A 22,168-nucleotide genomic window follows, 5' to 3' on the forward strand; every position below is an offset into this window, starting at 1 on the left:
CATCGACGATCACAATCCTCAGGTGAGCCCTGAACCCCAGCAAATAGGCCCATACACCATCATCCGCCCCTTGGGCCAGGGCGGTATGGGGGTCGTCTACCTGGCCCGGGACCAGGGATCCCGGCTCGTCGCGCTGAAGAGGTTGCGCGAGGGACCGGCCGGCGACGCGGGCTTCCGCCGCCGGTTCACCAGGGAGGTCGAGGCGGCGCGCAGCGTGGCCCGCTTCTGCACGGCGCCGGTGCTGGACGCGGGCATCGACGGCGAGAGCGCGTACATCGTCACCGAGTACGTGGACGGCCCCGACCTGGCCACCGCCATCAGGAAACGCGGTCCGATGGCCGGGGCCGACCTGGAGGCCCTGTCCGTCGGCGTGGCGACCGCGCTCACCGCCATCCACCAGGCCGGGGTCGTGCACCGCGACCTGAAGCCGCAGAACATCCTGCTCAGCCCCGTCGGCCCGCGGGTGATCGACTTCGGTATCGCGCAGCTCGTGGAGCCGGACGCGAGCCGGTCCACCGGGATCGTGGGGACGCCCGCGTACATGTCGCCGGAGCAGGCCACCGAAGGCCGGATCACGGCCGCGAGCGACGTGTTCGCCTGGGGCGGCGTCGTGGCGTACGCGGCGACCGGCCGGCCGCCGTTCGGGTCGGGCGGCGCGCCCGAGGTGCTGTTCAGGGTGGTCCACTACGCGCCCGAGCTGACGGGCCTGGACGAGCGGCTCAGGCCCCTGGTGGAGCAGGCGCTGGACAAGGACCCGGCGCGGCGGCCCACGGCCCAGCAGCTCCTCGACCGCCTCCTCGGCCGGGAGTCGGTGTCGGTGGACACCGGGGTCCGCACAGTGAACAGCTCGTGGGCCGCCTCGCGTGCCCGCCGCCGGGACGCGCCGGCGACCGGCCGCTGGAAGGCCCCGGTGGCGGTCGCGGCCGCGCTCATGGTGACCGGGGCCACGGTCACCGCGGCCTGGCGTCCCTGGGAGACGGCCGCCCACGGCGGGGGAGCGTCCCCGGTCACCGCAACCTCCCCGGCGGCGTACGACGGCGGCGTCCCCCCGCTCGCGCAGCAGGACACGTCCGTGCGGAACCTGGACGGCCGGCGGGTGCCCGTCCACATCACGATCGACAACCTGTACCGCGTGGACGGAGACCTCCGGCTTGAGCTGACCGTGCGGAACGACGCCAAGGACGGCGCGTACGCGGACCTGTACACGATCCTGGGCCGGGACTCGGAGGATCTCTCGAGTATCGGCCTGACCTACAAAGGCGCGCCGAGGACGCTCCGCCCCTTCATCGAGAAGGACGGCCTCTGCGTCTGCTCCAGCTGGACGTCGGTCAACAACATCGCCCCGGCCAAATCCCAATTCCTCGTCGCGGAGTTCGACAACGTGCCGTGGACGGCGAAGAGGGCGGACCTCGACCTGCTGGGGCTCGGGGAGTTCAAGGACGTCCCCATCACCTGATCCGGGCGGCATAGTGGAGCCTTGGCTGGATATGTCCTACTCTGGGGCTGCGAGGGGAGTACTTCCCAAGTGCCGATCCGGTCAATACGGACGTACCATGCGTCCCCGGGCGGCCGCCCGCTACCCCCGGGTGAAGGAGACCTCGAACGGCTGAGCACGTTCGAGGAGGTTTCATGTCCGCGGGGACATTTCTGGCTGCGCCCGATCAGGGCAGCATCGCGTCCGTCACCCTGTGGGCGGTCACTGTGGCCGCCCTGGTCCTGCTGTTGGTGATCGACATCCTGCTGACCCGGCGCCCGCACGAGGTCCACATGCGCGAGGCCCTGGCTTGGTCCGCGTTCTACCTGGTGCTCCCGCTGGGCTTCGGCGCGTACCTGTGGGGCTCCTTCGGCACCGGGGTGGCCGTGGAGTTCTTCACCGGGTACGTGGTGGAGAAGTCGTTGTCGGTCGACAACCTGTTCGTATTCATGCTGCTGCTGACGGCCTTCGCCGTGCCGAACGAGCTGACCCAGCGGGTGCTGCTGTACGGCATCATCGGGGCGCTCGTGCTGCGCGTGATCTTCATCGCGCTGGGCGCGGCGGCGCTGCAGAGCGGCACGTGGGCGTTCCTGCTGTTCGGGGCGGTCCTCATCGTCACCGCGGGCAAGGTGCTCAAGGAGGCGCTGAAGGGGGAGGAGCAGCACGTCGACGTCTCCTCCATGCGCAGCGTCCGGCTGCTGCGCCGGTTCGTCCAGGTCACCCCCGACTACCGCGGCTTCCGCCTGATGGTGCGCGAGCACGGCCGCCTGGCGATCACCCCGCTGGCCCTGGCCACCGTGGCGGTGTTCGCCACCGACATCGTCTTCGCCGTCGACTCGGTGCCCGCCGTCTACGGGGTGACCGAGGACCCCTTCCTCGTCTTCGCCACCAACGCCTTCGCGCTGCTGGGCCTGCGGGCGCTGTACTTCGTGCTGCGGGACGCGCTGGCCAAGCTGCGGCACCTCAACCACGGCCTGGCCGTCATCCTGGCCTTCATCGGCGTCAAGCTGGTCCTGCACTGGGCGCACGGCATCTGGGCGTGGGTGCCCGAGATCCCCACCCTCGCCTCGCTCGGCGTCATCGTCGGGGTCCTGGTCACCGTCACGCTCACCAGCCTGTACGCCGGCCGGCGCGCCGACGACGCCGAGCCCGGCGAGGACGCCGAGCGCCCCAAGGCGCTGCAGCGCGACCCGGTGGACCCGTGAGATCGGTCGTCAGGGGGAGGCGGCGAGGCCGTCCAGGGTGACGGTGATGTGGCGCTCGGCGGCGGCGGGCGACACCTGCTCGTGGAGCCAGGCGGCGGCGGACGTGAGGGCGGTCACGTCCGCGCCGGTCGCGTCGGCGCGCAGGGCGCCCGATTCGCGCCCCCGCGCGACGAGCCGCTCGCCGATCTCGGCCATGCGCACGCACGAGGCGTGCAGCTCCGACGCCTCGTCGTCCAGGCCGCCGGCGATCAACGCGGCCAGGCCGCGATAGGTGGCGGCGTGCGCCGTGGCCGCGCGGACCCAGGCGGCGAGCGCGTCCGGCGCCGGGCCGGTCAGGAGCCGCTCGCCGAGCTCGAACAGGGCCGCGTTGCGGTCCCTGAGCAGCGCGCCGATCAGGGCGCGGCGGCTGGGGAAGTGGCCGTAGAGCGTGCCGATGGCCACCCCGGCGCGCCGGGCGATGCCCTCCAGGCTGGACTCCACGCCCTGCTCCCTGAAGGCGGCGTCGGCCTCGGCGAGCAGGCGCTCGTAGTTGCGGCGGGCGTCGGCGCGGGGCCGTCGGGTCGTGGTCATGCGGGCTTCCATAGTAATTCGAGGCTGCCTCGATATAGCCTTAGTCGAGGTTGCCTCAGTTTAGCGGAAGGCTTGTCATGATCTTGGTTACCGGAGCCACCGGATCCATCGGCACGCACCTCGTGCGGCTCCTGGGGGAGAAGGGGGTGGCGTTCAGGGCGCTCGTCCGTGACGAGGACAAGGGGCGGGCCCTGGGCTGCGACGTCGTGATCGGGGACTTCGACGATCCCGGCTCGCTCACCGCCGCCATGGAGGGCGTCGACCGGCTCTTCCTCAACGCGGGCGGCGCCCAGCCGGTGGACGGCGAGCAGCCGATGGTCCGCCAGCAGCAGGCGGCCATTGACGCGGCGCGGGCCGCCGGGGTGTCGAGCGTGGTGAAGGTGTCGGTCTCGGGCGCCCAGCGGGGCGGCCGCCTGGCCCAGGGCGCGCACTGGGAGATCGAGGAGTACCTCAAGGCGTCGGGGCTCGGCTGGTCGATGCTGCGGCCCGGCGGATTCATGCAGAACTTCATCACCGGGACGGCGGCCTTCACCGCCGACGGCAAGCTCCTCGACGTTTACGGAGGCGCGCCGGTGTCGTACATCGACTGCCACGACATCGCCGCCTGCGCCGCCGCCCTGCTCACCGGATCGGGCGGCCTCGGCGAGACGTACGAGCTCACGGGCCCCCGGGCGCTCAACTATGCCGAGCTCGCGCAGGAGTTCTCGGGCGCGCTGGGCCGGACCGTCGAGCACGCCGAGCTGTCCCCGGACGAGTTGGCCGCCGGGGTGCGCGCGCAGGGGCTGCCCGCGCGGTTCGCCGACGACCTGGCCGAGCTCTCCCGGCAGGTGGCGGGCGGCTCGCTGGCCGCCACGACGACCGCGGTCCGGGACCTGACGGGTCGCGAGCCCAGGACGTTCGGGGAGTTCGTGGCGGCCAACGCGGAGGCACTGCGAACCACGGTGGGCTGAGCCGCGGTTGTACGCCAGGTTGACGCGAGCATTGACACCTCGTAGGCGATAAGTGGAACAATGCGCGTTTTGTGTTATCGGAACGGTGACACTCCTGTCTCCTGATCGGAGCAGCGGAGGCTCCGGATCGAGGTGCTGGATGTACGCGCGGCCGACGTACGAGGTCGGAACGGTGCTCGCCGCCATGGCGGGCGACCGTGACGCGATCGACGAACTGGTCAGGGGCCACCTGCCGCTCGTGTACAACATCGTGGGCCGCGCCATGAACGGCCACCCGGACGTGGACGACGTCGTTCAGGAGACGATGGCCAGGGTCGTGACCGGCGTGTCCGGGCTGCGCGACCCGGGCAGCTTCCGCTCCTGGCTCGTCGCCATCGCCCTGAACCAGGTACGCGAGTGGCGGCAGGCGCCGGGCGCCGCGCTCGCCGCCATCGACGAGGCGATGGGCCTGGCCGACGCGGCCTCCGACTTCGCCGCGCTCACCGTCACCCGGCTCGGCCTGTCCGGGCAGCGCAAGGAGGCCGCCGAGGCGGCCCGCTGGCTCGACGCCGACGACCGCGAGGTGCTCGCGCTGTGGTGGATGGAGGTGGCCGGCGAGCTGGCCAGGGCCGAGCTGGCCGCCGCGCTGGGGACGAACGAGCAGCACGCCGCCGTACGCGTCCAGCGCACCAAGGGCCGCCTGGAGACCGCCCGCGCGGTGGTGCGCGCGCTGGCCGCCCGCCCGCCCTGCCCCGAGCTGGCCGCCGTGGCGCAGACCTGGAACGGCGCCCCGTCCGACCTGTGGCGCAAGCGGCTGTCCCGGCACGTGCGCGACTGCCCGGTCTGCGGCGAGCACGTCTCCGACCTGGTGCCGGCCGAGCGGCTGCTGGCCGGGCTCGGCCTGGTGGCCGTCCCCGCAGGCATCGCCGCCGGTCTGCTGGAGATCGCGCGTACGGCCGCCGCGCCGGTCGTCAAGGGCGGCCTGCTGGCCAAGGGCAAGGCGGCGGCGGGCTCGGCGCTGGCCGCCAAGCCGATCGCGGTCACCGCGGCCGGCGTCACGCTGATCGCCGGGGGAGCGGTGGTCGTCCAGACCCTCGTGCCCGAGCCCGCGCCGCCCCGGCGGGCCACACCGGTGGTGGTGTCGTCCTCGCCCCCTTCTTCGCGCCGTCCGGTGAGGCCCGCGCGGAGCCCGTACGGACTGACGGTCGACGCCGTGGACCAGGCGCCGCCGAAGAACCGGCCGCCCGCCCCGCTGCCCCGGCGCCCCGCCGGTACGGTCGCCATCGGCGGCAAGCACGGATACTCCAGGTACGGCGGAGCCCCGTCGATCACCCACAGGGGCGACTACGTCACCGTCACCGGCCGCGGCTACGTCCAGGTCCGCTGGGGCATCCTCTACCGCAACCGCGTCGGCCCCTTCCCGCCCGCGACCTGGACCGGGCTCAAGGGCAAGCTGTTCCACGTCGCGTCGGGCGGCGGCCGGCGGATGGACGACGAGCAGGCGCCCGGCGTCACCTGGATGGGCTCGCCCGAGACCGGCTTCGCCCGGCTGCCGCGCGGCCAGCAGCAGATGTGGCAGAACGAGTTCTACTACCTCGACGGCCGCGTCACCTTCCACAACAACGAGAGCGGCACGGACATCGACCTCACCGTCGCGCCCAAGTCCTGGCAGGAGGTCTGGGCCGACCTCTCGGCCAGGCCCGACCCGGCCAAGGGCATCGTCCGGTACGGCCTGACCCGCGACACCGGCGACGACCGCGCCCCCGTCCCCCAGTACGTCACCAGGGCGGCGAACCCGGAGCGGGTCCCGCAGCGAAGCCGGGTCTGAGATTTGTGTTATCCGGGCCCGGCCAGGGGGTCTCCTGTGACGAGAGTGACCCCTGAGGAAGGATTCACATGACCACGCAGCCCTCCCGCCGGAGCGTGCTGAAGGCGGCCGCGACCGCGGGCGCCGCCGCCGTACTGCCCGCCGCGCTCCCCATCGGGCCCGCGGCCGCGGCGGCCTTCAAGCACCCCGGCCTGCTGCACACGCAGGCCGACTTCGACCGGATGCGGGCCCAGGTGAACGCCGGAGCCCAGCCCTGGAAGGCCGGCTGGGACAAGCTGACCGCCAACGGGCGCTCCAGGAGCACCTGGAAGCCGCGCCCGCTCGAGACGGTGGTCAGGGGTGGCACGGGCGCGAACCACGTCCAGCTCGCCATCGACGTGGCCGCCGCCTACCAGAACGCGCTGCGCTGGAAGATCAGCGGGGAGAAGGCGCACGGCGACGCCGCCCGCGACATCCTCAACGCCTGGTCGGCCGCGCTCAAGGCGGTGACCGGCAACGCCGACCGCTACCTGGCGGCCGGGATCCTGGGCTGGCAGTTCGCCAACGTCGCCGAGATCATGCGCGGCTACCCCGGCTTCGACTTCGAGCGCTTCACGAAGATGATGCTGACGGTCTTCTACCCGATGAACGACCGGTTCCTGAAGGAGCACAACGGCGCCTGCATCACCAACTACTGGGCCAACTGGGACCTGTGCGCCATGGCCTCCGTGCTCGCCATCGGCGTCCTGTGCGACGACCACGCCAAGGTCGACCAGGCCGTCGACTACTTCAAGCACGGCAAGGGCAACGGGTCCATCATGAACGCGGTGCCGTTCCTGCACCCCGGCGGGCTCGGGCAGTGGCAGGAGAGCGGCCGCGACCAGGGACACACCAGCGTCGGCGTCGGGTGGATGGGCGTGCTCTGCGAGATGGCCTGGAACCAGGGCATCGACCTGTACGGCTACGCGGACGACCGGTTCATGAAGGGCGCCGAGTACGTGGCCAAGTACAACCTGGGCGAATCGGTGCCGTTCACGACGTACAAGTGGGGACAGGGCACGACCTGCGTCCAGCGGCAGCAGACCGAGATCTCCGCCGCCGGGCGCGGGGCCGCCGACCCGATCTGGGCGCTGCTCCTCAACCACTACGGCGTGCGGCGGGGGCTGGCGGTGCCCTACATCGAGGCGTACGGCAAGCGCGTCGCGCCGGAAGGGGGCGGCGGGGACTACGGCGGCTCCAAGTACGACCACCTCGGCTTCGGCACCCTGACCTTCACCCGCGCCACGGCCGGGAGCGGCGGCGGGCTGCTCGCGACGGGGGTGTCGAGGGTGTTCCGGCCGGTCAACCGCCCGGGGACGTACCTCCAGGCCACGGGCCGGATCGGGGCGGAGCCGGTCACCCTCCGCGTCGTGCCCGGTCTGGACGACGCGAAGGCGTACTCCTTCGTCGACCCCGAGGGGCGTTACCTGCGGCATCGCGACTTCCTGATCCGGTTCGAGACCAACGACGGGACCGCTCTGTTCCGGCGCGACGCCACCTTCCACGCCCGGCCCGGCACAGCCGAGGGTTCGGTCCGCCTGGAGTCCCTCAACTACCCGGGCCGCTTCGTCCGCCACCGCGCCGAGCTGCTGCGCCTGGACAAGACCGACAACACACCCCTGTTCCGGGCCGACTCCTCCTTCCACCCCACCCCACCTGCCTGACCTCCGGCCGCCCCACGACCGGCAGCACGCACGTCGTCGACGGGCCCCGTTCCACCGCCCGCCCTGGCCCACCTGGCGGCCGCTCGGCCGGCCGGGCGTGCGTCGTCGGCGGGTCCCGCTCCACCGCTTGCCCCGGCACTCACCCGGCTCGCCGTCCGTCCCTCCAAGGGACCTCAGCCGGAGTGCGGTCCGTACTTCGGTTGAGGTCCTTGAGCGGGAGCCGGTGGTGCGTGCCGCTCGGCGAACGCCCTGAGGGGGTGTCAGTCGGCGTGGGCGTACTGGGCGGCCTGGAGGCGGTACATCGCCGCGTACGAGCCGCCCACGCGCATCAGGCTCTCGTGGGTGCCATGTTCCACGACCTTCCCGGCCTCGAACACGTAGATGCGGTCCGCGCGCGTCACCGACGTGAGGCGGTGGGTGATGAGGATGACCGTGCGCCCGACGGCGGCCAGTCCCGCGACCTTGTCGAAGATCTCGATCTCCGCCCTGGGGTCGAGCGCCGAGGTGGGTTCGTCGAAGACCAGTACGGACGCGTCCCGGAACCACGCGCGGCCCAGTCCGATGCGCTGCCACTGCCCTCCCGACAGCTCGGTCCCGCCCATGAACTCCCGGGCCAGCAGCGTCTCCCAGCCGTCGGGCAGGGACGCCACCACGGTGTCCGCGCCGCTGGCCGCCCCGGCGCGTCTCAGGCGTTCGCGGTCATCGGCCCGGTCGGCGCGGCCGAGGGCCAGGTTGACGCGGGCCGTGGCGGGCCAGCGGGCGAAGTCCTGGGCGACGAGGGCGATCCGGTCGAAGACGCTGCGGCGGTTCAGGAGCTCGATGGGCACGCCGCCCCAGCTGACGCTGCCGCTGGTCGGCAGGTAGAGGCCGGCCAGCAGCTTGGCCAGGGTGCTCTTGCCGGAGCCGTTGGCGCCGACGAGGGCCACGATCTCGCCGGGCAGGATCCGGACGCTGACGCCGTCGAGCGCGGGCCGGGTCTGCCCGGAGTAGGTGAAGGTGAGGTTGTCGGCCCGGATCTCGACGGGGTGCGGCGGAAGGGGGATGGGTCCGCTGCGCAGGCGCTGCCTGGCGGCCTCCGCGCAGGCCCGTTCCCATTCCAGGACGAACAGGCCCTGCTCGTACACCTGGTTGATCGACAGCACCAGGCTGGTCAGCCCGGCCTTCGCGGTGCGGATGGCGATGACGGCGGCACCGGCGGCGGCGAGCGGGATGGCGTCGGCGATCAGCAGCCCCGCGAGGGTGGCGTACGTGATCGCGGTCGCGACGCCGGAGACGGCGTCCCCGGCCAGCGCGAGGCGGGCCTCGTCCTGGCCCAGCCGGGCCTGTTCGCCCTCGGCCAGCGAGGAGAGCCGGCCGTAGTGCCCGAGCAGGAACGGGCCCGCGCCGTGGGCGCGGATCTCGGGCGCGACGTCGGGACGGGTGAGCAGCCCGCTGAGCACGTCGAGCTGCCGGGTGAGCTCCAGTTGCCGCTTGACGGAGGCGAAGCGGGCGCGGGCCGAGCGTACGGCGCTCCAGCCCTTCGGGACGACCGTGGCCAGCAGGAGCGGCAGGAGCAGCGGATGGAGCACCCCGAGCACGCTTCCGACGGCGAGCAGGGTGGTGAGCCCGGCGAGCAGCTGGGCCGCCTCCGTGATCACGATGCGTGCCGAGCGGGTGCCCTGCCGGGCGGCTTCCAGGAGGTTGTGGAACCCCGCCTCCTCCAGCGCCCCCAGCTCCGCGCCTGCGGCCCCCTCCAGCAGGCGCGTGTAGGCCAGGCGCTCGATCTTGGGCCCCAGGCGGCTGACCGCCGCCTTGCTGATCGCCCGCATGACGCTGCCGGTCGCGGCCGCGCCGGCCATCGCGGCGAGCGCGGGGATGCCCGCCGCGATCCGCTCCGCCGTCGGGCCACCGGTCATGAGGGGTACGAGCACCCGGTACGTGGCCAGCAGCGTGACCACCGTCGCCACCCCGCCGAGGAACTCCGCGACCAGCACGGCGACGAGGGCTCTCGGCGCCGCCTGCCGCGCCAGCCGCACCGAGACGGAGATCAGGCCGGGCAGCTCGCGCAGCATCGACACGAAGCCGGTACGCAGTCCCGCCCCTTCGTGCCTGAGCTGGCCGAACGACAGGCGGATGCCCCGGCCGAACAGCGGGTCGCGCCCGGGGACCCCGCGGACCGGGGCGTCGTGCGCGCCCGCGCGATGCCGCCCCATCAAGCCGCCAGGAACATGGACGCCGCCCGCAGGTCATCCGTCACGGCCAGCAGTGCCAGGGCGATCCCCGCCGCGCCGTTGAGCAGTCCGGGCCCGGCCGCGTCGAAGCCGAGCGGCAGGCGGCTGTCGTAGGCGGCGCACAGCCGATCGAACAGCCCCTCCACCGCCGGCCCGAATTCGGCGCCCGCGAAGGTCGCCGTCATCAGCATCAGCCCGGCGAGCCCGTGGCACACGCCCAGCGAGTCCAGCCCCCACCCGTCCGGGGCTTCGAGGAGCCCGGCCATCGCGTCGCGGGCGGCGCGGCGGTAACGGGGCTCGTCCAGCGCCTCCCCGGCCAGCCACAGCGCCCGCGCCACACCCGGAACCCCGTAGCACCACGAAGCCCGCCGCGGCGAGGAGTACGTCCGCGTGCCGTCCACACCCGCGGGCCACGCCGTACCCCACTCGTCCTGCACCGCCGCATCGAGCAGCCACTCGGCCAGCGCCTTCACGGCGGGCCGCGCGAGCTCCCCGACCTGCCCACTGAGCAGGGACAGCACGGCGAGCGGCCCGGCGACCCCGTGGGCCAGGCCGCAGTCGGCGTATCCGTCCCCGACGGACCAGCCCGGCGGGATCCGGCGCATGGGGAACGGCGGGCACGCCGAGGCGCCCCGCACGAGCTCGCGGGCCACGGCCTCCAGGCCGGGGGACGGAGGTCTCATGAGCAGGTAGACGGCGGCGCCCGCCGTCCCGTCGATGAGATCGTGGCCCGCCACGGGCCCCACCGCCGCGTCCAGCCGCCCGAGCACCTTCCCGTAACGGCCCGCGCGCCGCCCCATCAGAGCAGCCGCGACCCCGAATCCGGCGAGCCCTCCGGAGAAAAGTCCGGCCATTTCCGCCGGCCCGGTAAATGTAACGTCCTTAAGAATATGATGCCCGGACACGTCCCATTCTGAATTCGGCGCCATGCCATCCAGTGCCGCATAAAGCGGGACTAGTCCGAGTTTTCCGCGCGCCAGCGAACCAGGCCCAAGGGCTGGTTCGGGAGAATGGGTTTCCGGCCGGGCCAGGCGGGCCGCCACCTCTTGCGCGATGGCCAGGGCGGCGGCCCTCCGTGTGCCGGTGATCAGATGCACCGGCCCGGCGCCTTGGCCCCGTACGTGGGCGAACACGTGCCGCAGTCCCGCGTGCCATTACACGTCCCGCTCCACGACACCTGGGTCCCGCAGGTGTCGTCGGAGCCGCTGCAGGCATAGATCGGCGGAACGGCGCCGGACTCCACGACGAGCTCGATGTCGAGGTCGAATACGTCCTCGCCGAGGTCGATCTGGGCCACTGGGCTCATATCATCTCCATTTTCTTCGTAAGAGTTGATCGGTGAGTGACCTTACAGAGCGGACGACCTTGGAGTCGCCGTTTCGAATAACTTGGAAGGGTTTTACGGCAGCGAAAATGCGATGGTACGGTCCTCAGTCAACCCGGACACAGGTAAGGGGCAGCAGGTGGCCGACAAGGCAGGATTCATCGCCGCCGAATTCGCGTTGCTGCGGATGGGCGCGCTCCCGGCGGCGCGCGGGCACGGGACGCGCAGCGACCACGGCGACCCGGCGGGATACCTCCGGACCGTCACGGCCGACCCCCTGGTCAGGGAGGCGATCGCGGTCTCCAGCCCGTCGCTGGCGCACACGCTCGACGCCGTGCACGAGGGCCGCCCGGTCGAGCCGAAGAAGTTGCGCCGCGCCGTCGTCTCCACGACCCGCTACGTGCTGCGCATGGCCACCAGGCCCACCCCGTTCGGCCTGATGGCAGGGGTGGCGGCGGCTCGCTTCGACGACTCGGCCAAGGCCAGGATCGGCGAGCACCACCAGAAGGGGGTGCGCCCCGACACGGCCTGGCTGCTCGCGCTGATCCGCGACCATGAGCGCGACCCCGAGGTGCTGCGGCGGGTGCGCGTCGTGCTCAACGACCTGTGCTTCGCCCGCGGCGACCGGCTGGCCCTGCCGTACCTCCCGCAGGACGGCGAGGGCGCGGTGCGCGAGGTGTCGGTCCGCCTGACCGCCCTGGTCCGCGCGGTGATGGAGCGGGCGCGGCGGCCGGTGCCGTTCGGCGAGCTGGCGGAGCAGCTCCGCACGGCCTTCCCGCAGGGGACGCGCGAGCAGGTGGAGGGCGTGCTGGCGCAGCTCGTCGAGCGTACGGTGCTGCTGACCGAGCTGGTTCCCCCCGACGACTCCCCCGACCCGATCGCGCACGTCGCGAGCCGGCTCCCGCGTGACGAAGGGCTTGAGGCGGTCTCCGCGGCGCTGCGCGCGTACACGGAGCCCGTGCCCGGCGAGGGACTGCCCGCCTGGAACGACCTGCTCCGCGCCACCAGGCGGTTGCGCCCCGACCACCACGCGCCGCACGTGGACCTGAAGCTCGACGTGGACGTGCGGCTCCCGCGCGAGGTGGCGGCCGAGTTCGAGTCGGCGGCCGGTGTCCTGGCCCGCATCACGCCGCCCGACCAGGGCTCCGGCCACCTGCGCCGCTACTTCGAGGAGTTCGTGACGAGGTACGGCACCGCCCGGCTCGTCCCCATCAAGGAGCTGCTGGACCCCGAGTTCGGGCTGGGCGCCCCGGCCGGTTACCGGGCCTCCGAGCGCGCGGACGCCGACCCCGAGCAGAACCGCTACCGCGACAAGGTGCTCGGCGAGCTGGCCCAGGGGGCGGTCTTCGACGGCGTGCGCGAGGTGGAGCTGGACGACGCCACGCTCGCCCGGCTGGCCACCGCGGACGACGGGCGGCTGCCCGAGGTGCTGGAGGTCGGCGCCCACCTGCTGGCCGACTCGGTGGAGGCGCTGGACCGGGGCGACTTCCGGCTGGTGCTCGCGAACATGCCGATCTCGCGCCGTGGCGGGGCCATGAGCGGGCGCTTCACGTACCTTCTCGGCGAGCTGCGCGACCAGACGGCGCGGCTGTGGCGCGAGGCCGAGGGCGGGGGCCCGGCTGGAGGCCCGGCTGTAGGCCCGGGTGGAGGCGCTGTGCCGGCGCAGGTGACGTTCCAGCCGGCGTGGTCGCGGATCTCGAACGTGGCCCGCGTGCCGACCCTGGCCGAGCGCACGCTGCCCATCGGCCGGTACGCCGACCGTGGCGACCCGTCGGTGCTCACCCTCGACGACCTGGCGGTGGGGGCGACCGGCGAGCGGCTGTTCCTGTTCTGTCCGCGGCTCGGCACGGAGATCGTGCCCGCCACCCTCCACATGCTCGTGGTCCCCCGCGTCGCCCTGGAGCTGGTCCGCTTCATCTACGAGCTGGGCGAGGACCGGCACCGGGCGTGCAAGGAGTGGGACTGGGCCGGGGCGGGCGGCGTGCTGCCGTTCCTGCCGCGCGTGCGCCGCGGCCGTACGATCCTGGCCTCGGCGATCTGGCGGCCCGCCGCCGAGCTCAACGACAGGAAGGCGCCGGACGCCGACTGGGACCGGAGCTTCGACGCCTGGCGCGAGCGGTGGCAGGTGCCCGACGAGGTCTACCTGACCAACGGCGACAACCGCATCGGGCTCGACCTCGACGCCCCGCTGCACCGCCGCATCCTCCGCGACGAGCTGGCCCGCAGGCCGAGCACCCTGCTGGTGGAGGCGCCGGGCGGCAGCGGGTTCGGGGCGGGCTGGCTGGGCGGCCACGCCAACGAGCTGGCCGTGACCCTCCGCTCGGCCGCGCCGGAGCCCGCGGTGCGCACCTCGGCCCGCGCGGGGACGCAGGTCGTGCGGCATCACCCCGGCGGCGAGTGGCTGTTCGCCAAGCTGTACGCCTCGGCCGACCGGCACACGGACCTGCTCAGGCAGCGGCTCCCCGTGCTGCTGGGCGCGCTGCCCGAGGGTGTGGACCGCTGGTTCTTCATCCGCTACTTCGATCCCGGCGCCCACCTGCGCCTGCGCTTCCACGGGGATCCGGCCCCGCTCCACCGCGACGTGCTGCCCCTGGTGCACGACTGGGCCGCCGACCTGTGCCGGGCCGGGCTCGCCCGCACCGTGCAGCTCGACACGTACGAGCCCGAGATCGACCGGTACGGCGGGCCGGAGGCGCTGGAGGCGGCCGAGCGGGTGTTCGCGGCCGACAGCGAAGCGGTGCTGGCGCAGCTGCGCCTCCAGCTCGACCTGCGGCCGGAGCTCCTCGCCGCGGCCAACTACGTCGACCTGGCCCGCGCCTTCCACGGGCCGGGGTGGGAGGAGCGGCTGCTGGCGGCGTACCCGGTGGACGAGCACCATCGCGCGTTCCAGGCGATCAGGCGCAGCGCCGTCGAGGTCGTCGGCGGCACGGGCCTCGACCCGCGGCTGGCGGAGATCTGGCGGGCCCGCAGGCCGGCGGTGGCCGCGTACGGCGAGCTGATCCGCTCGCTCGACCGCAGGTCACCCCTCCAGGCGCTGCTGCACATGCATCACAACCGGCTGGTCGGCGCCTCCAAGACCGCCGAGGACGCCTCGTACGCCATCGCCCGCGGCGCCGTCCAGGCCCTGCGCGACCGGGCGAGGCACGGGCGATGACAGAGGTGGCGGAGATCGTCGAGGAGGTCGCGCGGCGGCTGGCCGACCCCGTGGAGGTGGCCCGGGTCGCCTCGGCCAACAAGGACCGGCTAGCCGACGGCCGGCAGCCGCTGGTCTGGCACGCGATGTCGCTGAACGAGGGCTATCTCGGCGTCGCGCTCCTGCACAGCGAGCTCGGCCGCCGCGAAAACGCCCACGCGTTCCTCGCCGCGGCCGCCAGGTCCCAGGCGGGGCGGCAGGGGCTGATCGACGGGCTGCCGGCGCTGCTGTTCGCGATCAGGGCGGCGGTCACCCGGCCGGGCGACTACGCCGGGCTGCTGGCCCGTGCGGAGCCGGCCGTGCGGGAGCTGATCAAGCGGCGCGCCGAGGAGGAGACGAGCCGGGGCGAGGTGAGCTTCAGCGCGTACGACGTCATCGAAGGGCTCACCGGCCTGGGCCGCCTGGCGCTGTCGTACGGCGACACGGAGCCGCTGGCGTACCTCATCGCGCTGACCGAGCCGCGCGCGGAGCACGTCCCCGGCTGGCTGGTGCCGCACGCCTCCGTCAGGGGCGCGCCCGCCGGCGAGGGCCACTTCAACCTCGGGCTCGCCCACGGGATCCCCGGCCCGCTGGCCCTGCTCGCCATCGCCCACCGCGACGGCTTCCGGCTGCCGGGCCACGAGGAGGCGATGGAACGCATCGCGACCTGGCTGCTCGAATGGGAACACGACGGCTCCTGGCCGCCCACCGTCCCCCTGCGGCACCAGCTCGAACGGGCCGTCCCCGCCGGGCCGCCCATCCGGCCCGCGTGGTGCTACGGCGCCGCGGGTGTCGCCCGGGCCCTCTTCCTGGCGGGACAGGCGCTCGACCGGCCGGAGTGGCGGGAGGCCGCCCTGCGCGGGCTCCGTACGGCGCTCGCCCGCCCCTGGGACGACTGGGGCATGGTCGACGCGGGCCTGTGCCACGGCTGGGCCGGGATGCTCCACGTCACCTGCCGCGTGGCGCGGGAGACCGGCGACGAGGCGCTGCTCGAAGCGGCCGACGGGCTGGCCGCACGGGTCGCCGGCGAGTTCCGCCCCGAGGCCCCGTTCGGCTTCCGGTACTCCGCGACGGGAGGCACCGAGGTGGCTCCGGACCGCGTGGGACTGCTCGAGGGAGCGGCCGGGATCGCGCTCGCGCTGCACCACTACGCGACCGGCCGGCCACCCGCGACGGGCTGGGACGCCGCCCTGCTGCTCGACTGACATGTGAGGAGATGGACCATGCTGAGCCTCGCGGACCTCGTGGGCGACGAATTCCCGGCCCGGCGGGCGGTCTTCCGTCCGGGCGCGGTGCCGGATCCCGGCGAGATCGCCTCCGTGGCGGACATCGACCGCGTCCTGACCGGCAGCGGCCTGCGGGCGCCCGGGATCCGCGTGGTCAAGGACGGGTCCGTCCTCCCGTCGGCCCATTACACCTCGCCGTCCACCTTCGGCTACGCCGGTCTCGACGACGTGATCGATCCCGGCAAGGTGGTCGGGCTCTACCGCGAGGGCGCGACCCTGGTCCTGGGCACCGTGAACCTCCTGCTCCCGCGCCTGCACGAGCTCTGCAAGACCGTCGAGCGGGACGTCGGGCACCCCGTGGACGCCAACGTCTACGTCGCGCCGCCGGGCGCGCGGGCGTTCGACGTCCACTGCGACGCCCAGGACATCATCGTGATCCAGGCGCACGGCGCCAAGCAGTGGACGTTGTTCGACGACATCGTGCCGAACCCCGGCGGCGGGAAGCTCGTCGCCCCCGAGGGGGACGGCTCCACGTACGAGCTGCGCGCGGGCGACGTGCTCCACGTCCCCCGCGGGATGCCGCACCTGGTGCGGACGGCCGCCTCCGCCTCCGTCCACGTCACGATCAGCGTCAACACCCTGACCTGGGCGGACCTGCTGAAGGGGTTCGTCACCGACCTGCTGCGCTCCGACGAGTACGCCGCGGCGCTGCCCATGGGCGCCGGCCTCGCCGAGCGCGTCCAGCCCATGGTCAGGCAGTACGCCGACCGCCTCGCGGCGGCGCTGACCGAGACCGCCACCGCGCCCGCCGTCCACGAGATGATCTACGGCAGGACCGCCTTCGGGGAGGCGCACCAGGGCGGGCTCTTCAGCCAGGCGCTGCTCGGTGCCCCGATCGGGCCCTCCGACCGGATCTCGCTGCGTCCCGGCACGTGGCCGCTGGTCGGCGAGGCGCGGATCAAGGCCGGCCACCGGACCTTCCGCGTGCCGGACGCGGTCGCGGCGGCCTGCGAACTCCTCATGAGCGGCCCGGTGAAGGTCGGCGAGCTCTCCGGGGACCCCGGCGAGGCCGTCAAGATCGCTCAGGCTCTGGTCGAGCTCGGCCTGTGCGCGCCGCCCGCCCCCTGAGCGCTCTCCCGGCGCTGGACAGCGGGCGGCGTGGGTGTCAGCTTGGGTGCAAGCGATGAGGAGTGCCGCGATGGCCGAGTCTCATGCACCACCTGTGTTCCCGTTCGCCACCGGGCCAGGGCTGCCATGAGCGATCCCGAGGCGCGGTCCTACCCGCTGGGCCCGCCGGACCGGCTGGAGCTCGACGCCGGGTACGCCTGGCTGCGCGAGCACGAGCCGCTGGCCAGGATCACCATGCCGTACGGCGAACCCGCCTGGCTGGTGACCCGCTACGAGGACGTCCGCACGGTCCTCGGCGACTCCCGCTTCGGCCGCGCGGCCGCGGCCACGCGGGACCCGCCGCGCATGTACCCCGAGCCGGTGCCCGGCGGGATCACCGACCTCGACCCGCCCGAGCACACCAGGATGCGGCGGCTGATCGGCACGGCCTTCACCGCCCGCCGGGTGGAGCTGCTGCGCCCGCGGGCCGAGGGGATCGCCGACGAGCTCCTGGACCGGATGGTGTGCGAGGGGCCGCCCGCCGACCTCGTCGAGGCGTACGCCGTGCCGCTGCCCGCCGTCATCATCTGCGAGCTGCTCGGCGTCCCGTACGAGGACCGCCCGACGTTCCAGACCTGGGCCGACGCGTACATGACGACGACGGCGATCCCCCTGGAGGAGAAGACGGCGCGGCTGGGCGAGCTCGGCGCCTACTTCGCCGGGCTGGTGGCGCGGCGGCGCGAGAACCCGTCGGACGACCTGATCAGCGCGCTGACGCAGGCGCGGGACGAGCGGGATGGCCTGTCGGAGGAGGAGCTGATCGGGTTCCTGATGACGCTGCTCGCGGCCGGGTACGAGACGACCGCCAGTCAGATCGCCAACTTCGCCTACGCGCTGGTGTCCGACCCCGCCCAGCTTCTGCTGGTCAGGGGTGGGAAGGCGGACGTGGCGGGGGCGGTGGAGGAGCTGCTGCGGCACGTCCCGGTGATGGCGACCGGATCGACGTTCATCCCCCGGTACGCGACGGAGGACGTCGAGCTGAGCGGCGGGACCGTGCGGGCCGGGGAGCCGGTGTTCGCCGCGTTCTACGCCGCCAACCGGGACCCGCGCGTGTACGCCGACCCGGAGCGGCTCGACCTGACCCGCCCGCCCCGGCCCCACCTCGCCTTCGGCCACGGAGCGCACTTCTGCGCCGGTGCCGCGCTGGCACGGATGGAGCTCCAGGTGGCGCTCGCCACCCTGCTGCGCCGTCTCCCCGGGTTGCGGGCGGCGGTCGCGGACGAGGAACTGGTCTGGAAGAGCGGGATGGTCGTACGGGGACCGGTGGCGCTGCCGGTGACCTGGGAGCTCTCCATGTGAGCTGTCGCCGCAGGACGCATCGGTGCCGGGGATAATCCGTGGAGCCGTCCGGAGCCGGGTCGTTATTGTCGGGCGGTGACCTATCTGAGCCCGTTGGGCTACCTGCTGGGCCTGGAGGGTGTGGCCTTGCTGCGGGCCTTCCGGGAGGGCCGCTCGGACCGCGCGTTCGTGCGGGCCCGGATCGCCGAGGTCCGCGCGCTGCTCGACGCGCCCGCCCTGGCCGACGCGGACGGGGTGACGGCCGAGGTCGGCGCGATCGGGTCGCGGGAGGTGTACCGGACGTGGGCGCCGCACTATGACGCGGGCGGCAACCAGATGATCGATTCCGAGCAGCCCGTGGTCCGCCGCATCCTCGACGGCCTCCCGGTCGGCATCGCGTTGGACGCCGCCTGCGGCACCGGCAGGCACGCCGCGTACCTGGCCGAGCTCGGCCACCGCGTCATCGGCGTCGACACCTCACCCGAGATGCTCGCCCAGGCCCGGCGGCGTCCGGACCCGAACGTCTCGCCCGCGCAGGGCCGGCGGGGCCTGGAAGCGGACGTTTCGGCTGAGCGGTCGGGTCAGGTCGTGCCCGCGGTGGGGCTGGCCATGGGTGATCTGCATCGGTTGCCGTTGCCCGACGACGCGGTCGACACCGTCGTGTGCGCCCTCGCGCTGGTGCACGTGCCGGAGCTGGCGCCGGTGCTGGCGGAGTTCGCGCGGGTGCTGCGTACGGGCGGTCACCTGATCATCACCGACCCGCACCCGATGGCGACCTACCTGGCCCCGGCCGCGCCCAGCCCGGGGCCGGACGGCAGCCCCGCGCTGCCGGCCGACCGGCCCCGCTCGCTCAGCGACTACCTCGCCGCCGCACTCCCGCTCGGCTTCCAGGTGCGCCACTGCGAGGAGCCGCGCCGCCCGCCCCTGCCGCTGGTCCCCGGCACCCGCCCGCCGGACCCGCTCCCGCCGCAGGGCTCCTACGAGATCATGTACTGGTGCCCGGATGCCGCGGACGCGGCCATGAGCGGCATGCCGGTCGCGGTCGTCTGGCACTTCCAGCTCAGCCCTTGTCCTTGACCCGGTGACGCCTTTCCTGGGCTAGGTTGAGGCTCGAGGAGAAGGAGGCGACATGCGCACGACGCTGCCTGCGGCGTTGCTTCTTCTCCTGTCGTGGTTCCTGCCGGCCTCCGCCCATGCCCAGGTCGCCTCGCACGTCGTGGCGGTGCACGCCAGGGTCCAGGAACAGCCGGGGCTCCAGCGGGAGCCGTACCGGGAGACCGTGGGCCAGGCCCGGCAAGGCCTGCTCGGCACCGCCCCGCCCGCGGGGCCGGCCGTGCTGCCGTCGGTCCTGCCGCAGCCGCGGCGGGGCTGGGCGGCCGTGGTCGCGAGCCCGGCCGCCGACGTCCCCGCCGACCGCCGCCCGGCGGCGGCCCCCGCGCGGGGGCCTCCCTCCACAGAGTGCTGAAGATCCCCTTTTCGCACATCTGAGCCTGTGGAGGCTTTCATGTTCCGTGCGCCTGTTTGGCGTGCGGTGACGGCCCTTGCCGTCATCGCGATCTCCTTGATCCTGGCCCTGGTCAGCGCCCCGCGCCTGGGCCTGGATCTACGCGGTGGCACCCAGCTCGTCTTCGAGACGAGGGACTCGCCCACCGTCAAGGCCGACTCGGCCGCCACCGACCGCGCCCTCGACGTGCTCCGCCAGCGGGCGGACGCGCTCGGCGTGGTCGATCCCACCCTGGTCCGCTCCGGCGAGCGGCGGATCATCGTCGAGCTGCCCGGCGTGCTCGACCCGCGGCAGGCGGCCGAGGTCATCGGCCGTACCGCGCAGCTCGCCTTCCACCCCGTCCTCGGCAACGAGGGTGACGTACGTGACGAGAACGGCGGGAAGTTGCGGCTCGGGCCCGCCGCCATCACCGGCGACGGCATCGCCGACGCCGTCCAGCAGAGCAACCCCCAGCGCGGCCCCGGCTGGTGGGTGAGCATCGACTTCCGCGACGCCGGCGCCTGGCAGCGGATGAGCGGCGCGGCGGCGTGCGAGCCGGTGGGCGACCCCAAGCGCCGGATCGCGATCGTGCTCGACGACGAGGTCATCTCCTCGCCGCCGCTCGACCCGTCGATCCCGTGCCGTACCGGCATCGCCGACGGGAGCGCGGACATCACGGGCTCGTTCACCCACGACGAGGCCCGCGACCTGGCCGTGCTGATCAAGGGTGGCGCGCTGCCCGTGCCGCTCACCATCGTCGAGCAGCGTACGGTCGGCCCGACGCTCGGCGCGGCGGCCATCGACGCGAGCGCCAAGGCGGCGGTCGCCGGGCTGGTCCTGACGGCCGCCTTCATCGTCGCGGTCTACCGGATGTCCGGGCTGCTCTCGACGCTCGCGCTCGCCTGCTACGGCCTGATCTCGTACGCGGCGCTGGTGGCGATGGGGGCGACGTTCACGCTGCCCGGGCTGGCCGGGTTCGTGCTGGCGATCGGCATGGCCATCGACGCCAACGTGCTGGTCTTCGAGCGCGCCAGGGAGGAGTACGACCAGGGTCGCGGCCGCCGCGGGCTGAAGGCGGCCCTGGACCGGGGGTTCAGGAACGCCTGGAGCGCCATCGCCGACTCCAACGTCACCACCCTCATCGCCGCGGGCCTGCTGTTCTGGCTGGCCTCGGGGCCGGTCAAGGGCTTCGGCGTGACGCTGGCCGTCGGCGTGCTGGCTTCGCTGGTCTCGGCCATGCTGATCACCCGCGTGCTCGCCCACGCCGTCATCGGCCGGGTCGGGCCGCGCCTGTCGGGCCTGGGCTCGCCGGGAGCCGTAAGGACCTGGCTGACGCGCAGGAACCCCCAGCTCATGAAGGCCAGGAGGCTGTGGCTGGCGATCGCGGGCACGCTGGTGGCGGCGGCCGTCGCCGGGCTGCTCGCCCGCGGGCTGAACTTCGGCGTGGAGTTCACCGGTGGGCGGCTCGTCGAGTTCGCCACCGCGAAGCCCCTGTCGGCCGATGTCGCGGGGGAGGCCGTCTCGCGTGCCGGGTTCCCCTCTGCGGTCGTGCAGGCCAGCGGCGACGGCGTCACCGTACGCGCCGGGCAGCTCGGCCTGGACGACGTGGCCAGGATCGAGCAGGAGCTGGAGCGGCAGGCGGGGGAGGTGACCAAGCGGAGCGAGGAGTTCGTCGGCCCGAGCCTGGGCGAGGAGCTGCGCCGCAACGCCCTCGTCGCGCTCGGCGTGGCCGTGTCCATGCAGCTGGCCTACCTGGCGATCCGGTTCAGGTGGACGTTCGGCGCGGCGGCGGTGCTGGCGCTGCTGGTGGACGTGACCGTGGTGGCGGGCATGTTCGCGTGGCTCGGCAAGCCGGTCGACGGGATCTTCCTGGCCGCGATGCTGACCATCGTCGGCTACTCGGTCAACGACAAGGTCGTGGTCTTCGACCGGGTACGCGAGCTGTGGTCACCCCGCAGCCCGTTCGTCACGGCGGTGAACTCGGCCATCCTGCAGACCATGCCGCGCACGGTCAACACCGGCCTCGGCGCGCTGTTCATCCTGCTCGCGCTCATGGCCTTCGGCGGGGACTCCCTGCGGGACTTCGCGCTGGCGCTGGTGACCGGGATCGTGGCGGGCACGCTGTCGTCCGCCTTCGTGGCTGGGCCGCTGGCCGTCTGGCTGGCCCGGTTCGACCGCAAGCCGCCTCCGGGGCCGCCCGTCAAGCGCCGGCGCGTCTCCGGAGCCGTGGTCTAAGTCCTTATCTGGGGACTTGAAAGTCCTCGTATGGGGATATAGCGTGATCCGCATGTATGCGATAGTCAGGCACTACAGCGCGGACGCGAGCGCGATCACCGAGATGGTGAAGCACGTGGACCGGGAGTTCGCCGACCGCGTCCCCGAGCAGGTGGGGTCGGTCCTCTACACCGCCGTCGACACCGGCGGGGGGACCGTGATGACGATCACGATGTTCGGGGACGCGGAGGCGGCCTCCCGTGCCGAGAGCGCGGTGACCGGGGTCCAGGAGAGCCTCGGGGCCCGGTTCGGGGTGCGGGAGACCGCCGTCGAGCGCGGGGAGGTGATGGTCAGCCGCGCCACGCCGTCCGTCGTCGGACGGGTCAGGTTCGAACCGTAGGCGCCG

General features: G+C 73.3%; 17 protein-coding genes. 13 read left to right on the forward strand and 4 right to left on the reverse strand.

Annotation, left to right across the window (positions count from 1 at the left end):
* Positions 1-22 precede the first annotated feature (22 nt).
* Positions 23-1,456 carry a serine/threonine-protein kinase gene (locus ACWDRB_RS20250; protein WP_449895821.1) on the forward strand — a complete coding sequence of 478 codons (1,434 nt, stop codon included), beginning with the start codon at positions 23-25 and terminating at the stop codon, positions 1,454-1,456.
* Positions 1,457-1,629: 173 nt separating this feature from the next.
* Positions 1,630-2,679 (forward strand): TerC/Alx family metal homeostasis membrane protein, encoded by a 1,050-nt coding sequence (locus ACWDRB_RS20255; protein WP_449895823.1) that lies wholly within the window; start codon positions 1,630-1,632, stop codon positions 2,677-2,679.
* A 9-nt stretch (positions 2,680-2,688) separates the two neighbouring features.
* Here the strand turns inward: ACWDRB_RS20255 and ACWDRB_RS20260 are convergent, their stop codons facing one another.
* A complete protein-coding gene (locus ACWDRB_RS20260) occupies positions 2,689-3,249 on the reverse strand; it encodes a TetR/AcrR family transcriptional regulator (protein ID WP_449895825.1) in 561 nt (186 codons plus the stop codon).
* Positions 3,250-3,326: 77 nt separating this feature from the next.
* Between ACWDRB_RS20260 and ACWDRB_RS20265 the strand changes: the two genes are divergently transcribed.
* From ACWDRB_RS20265 to ACWDRB_RS20275, 3 genes are all read left to right on the forward strand, one after another.
* Entirely contained in the window at positions 3,327-4,199 is an 873-nt protein-coding gene (locus ACWDRB_RS20265) for an NmrA family NAD(P)-binding protein (RefSeq protein ID WP_449895827.1), read from the forward strand.
* Positions 4,200-4,338: 139 nt separating this feature from the next.
* A complete protein-coding gene (locus ACWDRB_RS20270; protein WP_449895829.1) occupies positions 4,339-6,006 on the forward strand; it encodes an RNA polymerase sigma factor in 1,668 nt (555 codons plus the stop codon).
* Between the two features lie 68 nt (positions 6,007-6,074).
* The gene (locus tag ACWDRB_RS20275) at positions 6,075-7,688 is read left to right on the forward strand and encodes an AbfB domain-containing protein (RefSeq protein ID WP_449895831.1); all 1,614 of its coding nucleotides are present in this window, start codon (positions 6,075-6,077) and stop codon (positions 7,686-7,688) included.
* Positions 7,689-7,948: 260 nt separating this feature from the next.
* Here ACWDRB_RS20275 and ACWDRB_RS20280 read toward each other — a convergent pair whose 3' ends face one another.
* From ACWDRB_RS20280 to ACWDRB_RS20290, 3 genes are read right to left on the reverse strand one after another with little or no spacing between them, the layout of a single operon-like run.
* Positions 7,949-9,880, reverse strand: coding sequence for an ABC transporter ATP-binding protein (locus ACWDRB_RS20280; RefSeq protein WP_449895833.1), 1,932 nt, complete (start codon positions 9,878-9,880; stop codon positions 7,949-7,951).
* Positions 9,880-11,031, reverse strand: coding sequence for a lanthionine synthetase C family protein (locus ACWDRB_RS20285; RefSeq protein ID WP_449895835.1), 1,152 nt, complete (start codon positions 11,029-11,031; stop codon positions 9,880-9,882). Before ACWDRB_RS20285 ends, ACWDRB_RS20280 begins: the two co-directional genes overlap by 1 nt.
* Positions 10,986-11,204, reverse strand: coding sequence for a hypothetical protein (locus ACWDRB_RS20290; protein ID WP_350726973.1), 219 nt, complete (start codon positions 11,202-11,204; stop codon positions 10,986-10,988). The genes ACWDRB_RS20285 and ACWDRB_RS20290 overlap by 46 nt, the downstream gene beginning before the upstream one ends.
* Positions 11,205-11,361: 157 nt before the next feature.
* Between ACWDRB_RS20290 and ACWDRB_RS20295 the strand changes: the two genes are divergently transcribed.
* From ACWDRB_RS20295 to ACWDRB_RS20330, 8 genes are all read left to right on the forward strand, one after another.
* Positions 11,362-14,376, forward strand: coding sequence for a lantibiotic dehydratase (locus tag ACWDRB_RS20295; RefSeq protein ID WP_449895838.1), 3,015 nt, complete (start codon positions 11,362-11,364; stop codon positions 14,374-14,376).
* The gene (locus ACWDRB_RS20300; protein ID WP_449895840.1) at positions 14,373-15,599 is read left to right on the forward strand and encodes a lanthionine synthetase C family protein; all 1,227 of its coding nucleotides are present in this window, start codon (positions 14,373-14,375) and stop codon (positions 15,597-15,599) included. Before ACWDRB_RS20295 ends, ACWDRB_RS20300 begins: the two co-directional genes overlap by 4 nt.
* Positions 15,600-15,617: 18 nt before the next feature.
* Entirely contained in the window at positions 15,618-16,748 is a 1,131-nt protein-coding gene (locus ACWDRB_RS20305; protein ID WP_449895842.1) for a JmjC domain-containing protein, read from the forward strand.
* Positions 16,749-16,874: 126 nt separating this feature from the next.
* Positions 16,875-18,086: a cytochrome P450 gene (locus tag ACWDRB_RS20310; protein ID WP_449895844.1), complete on the forward strand. Its 1,212-nt coding sequence runs from the start codon at positions 16,875-16,877 to the stop codon at positions 18,084-18,086.
* Between the two features lie 75 nt (positions 18,087-18,161).
* Positions 18,162-19,142 (forward strand): class I SAM-dependent methyltransferase, encoded by a 981-nt coding sequence (locus ACWDRB_RS20315; RefSeq protein WP_449895846.1) that lies wholly within the window; start codon positions 18,162-18,164, stop codon positions 19,140-19,142.
* Between the two features lie 52 nt (positions 19,143-19,194).
* Positions 19,195-19,530: a hypothetical protein gene (locus ACWDRB_RS20320; RefSeq protein ID WP_449895848.1), complete on the forward strand. Its 336-nt coding sequence runs from the start codon at positions 19,195-19,197 to the stop codon at positions 19,528-19,530.
* Between the two features lie 39 nt (positions 19,531-19,569).
* A complete protein-coding gene (gene secD / locus ACWDRB_RS20325; RefSeq protein ID WP_449895850.1) occupies positions 19,570-21,783 on the forward strand; it encodes a protein translocase subunit SecD in 2,214 nt (737 codons plus the stop codon).
* 52 nt (positions 21,784-21,835) lie between these two features.
* On the forward strand, positions 21,836-22,162 hold the full coding sequence (locus ACWDRB_RS20330) for a hypothetical protein (RefSeq protein WP_357735456.1): 327 nt from the start codon (positions 21,836-21,838) through the stop codon (positions 22,160-22,162).
* The last annotated feature ends 6 nt before the right edge of the window (positions 22,163-22,168 follow it).

Source organism: Nonomuraea sp. NPDC003707, from assembly GCF_053587055.1.

What these genes read in the sequence shown, in the direction of transcription:
- ACWDRB_RS20280 (WP_449895833.1), bottom strand. Translation starts at nt 9,880, where the DNA reads ATGGGGCGGCATCGCGCGGGCGCGCACGACGCCCCGGTCCGCGGGGTC.
- ACWDRB_RS20290 (WP_350726973.1), bottom strand. Translation starts at nt 11,204, where the DNA reads ATGAGCCCAGTGGCCCAGATCGACCTCGGCGAGGACGTATTCGACCTC.
- ACWDRB_RS20260 (WP_449895825.1), bottom strand. Translation starts at nt 3,249, where the DNA reads ATGACCACGACCCGACGGCCCCGCGCCGACGCCCGCCGCAACTACGAG.
- secD (WP_449895850.1), top strand. Translation starts at nt 19,570, where the DNA reads ATGTTCCGTGCGCCTGTTTGGCGTGCGGTGACGGCCCTTGCCGTCATC.
- ACWDRB_RS20300 (WP_449895840.1), top strand. Translation starts at nt 14,373, where the DNA reads ATGACAGAGGTGGCGGAGATCGTCGAGGAGGTCGCGCGGCGGCTGGCC.
- ACWDRB_RS20320 (WP_449895848.1), top strand. Translation starts at nt 19,195, where the DNA reads ATGCGCACGACGCTGCCTGCGGCGTTGCTTCTTCTCCTGTCGTGGTTC.
- ACWDRB_RS20275 (WP_449895831.1), top strand. Translation starts at nt 6,075, where the DNA reads ATGACCACGCAGCCCTCCCGCCGGAGCGTGCTGAAGGCGGCCGCGACC.
- ACWDRB_RS20265 (WP_449895827.1), top strand. Translation starts at nt 3,327, where the DNA reads ATGATCTTGGTTACCGGAGCCACCGGATCCATCGGCACGCACCTCGTG.
- ACWDRB_RS20330 (WP_357735456.1), top strand. Translation starts at nt 21,836, where the DNA reads ATGTATGCGATAGTCAGGCACTACAGCGCGGACGCGAGCGCGATCACC.
- ACWDRB_RS20310 (WP_449895844.1), top strand. Translation starts at nt 16,875, where the DNA reads ATGAGCGATCCCGAGGCGCGGTCCTACCCGCTGGGCCCGCCGGACCGG.
- ACWDRB_RS20270 (WP_449895829.1), top strand. Translation starts at nt 4,339, where the DNA reads ATGTACGCGCGGCCGACGTACGAGGTCGGAACGGTGCTCGCCGCCATG.
- ACWDRB_RS20255 (WP_449895823.1), top strand. Translation starts at nt 1,630, where the DNA reads ATGTCCGCGGGGACATTTCTGGCTGCGCCCGATCAGGGCAGCATCGCG.
- ACWDRB_RS20305 (WP_449895842.1), top strand. Translation starts at nt 15,618, where the DNA reads ATGCTGAGCCTCGCGGACCTCGTGGGCGACGAATTCCCGGCCCGGCGG.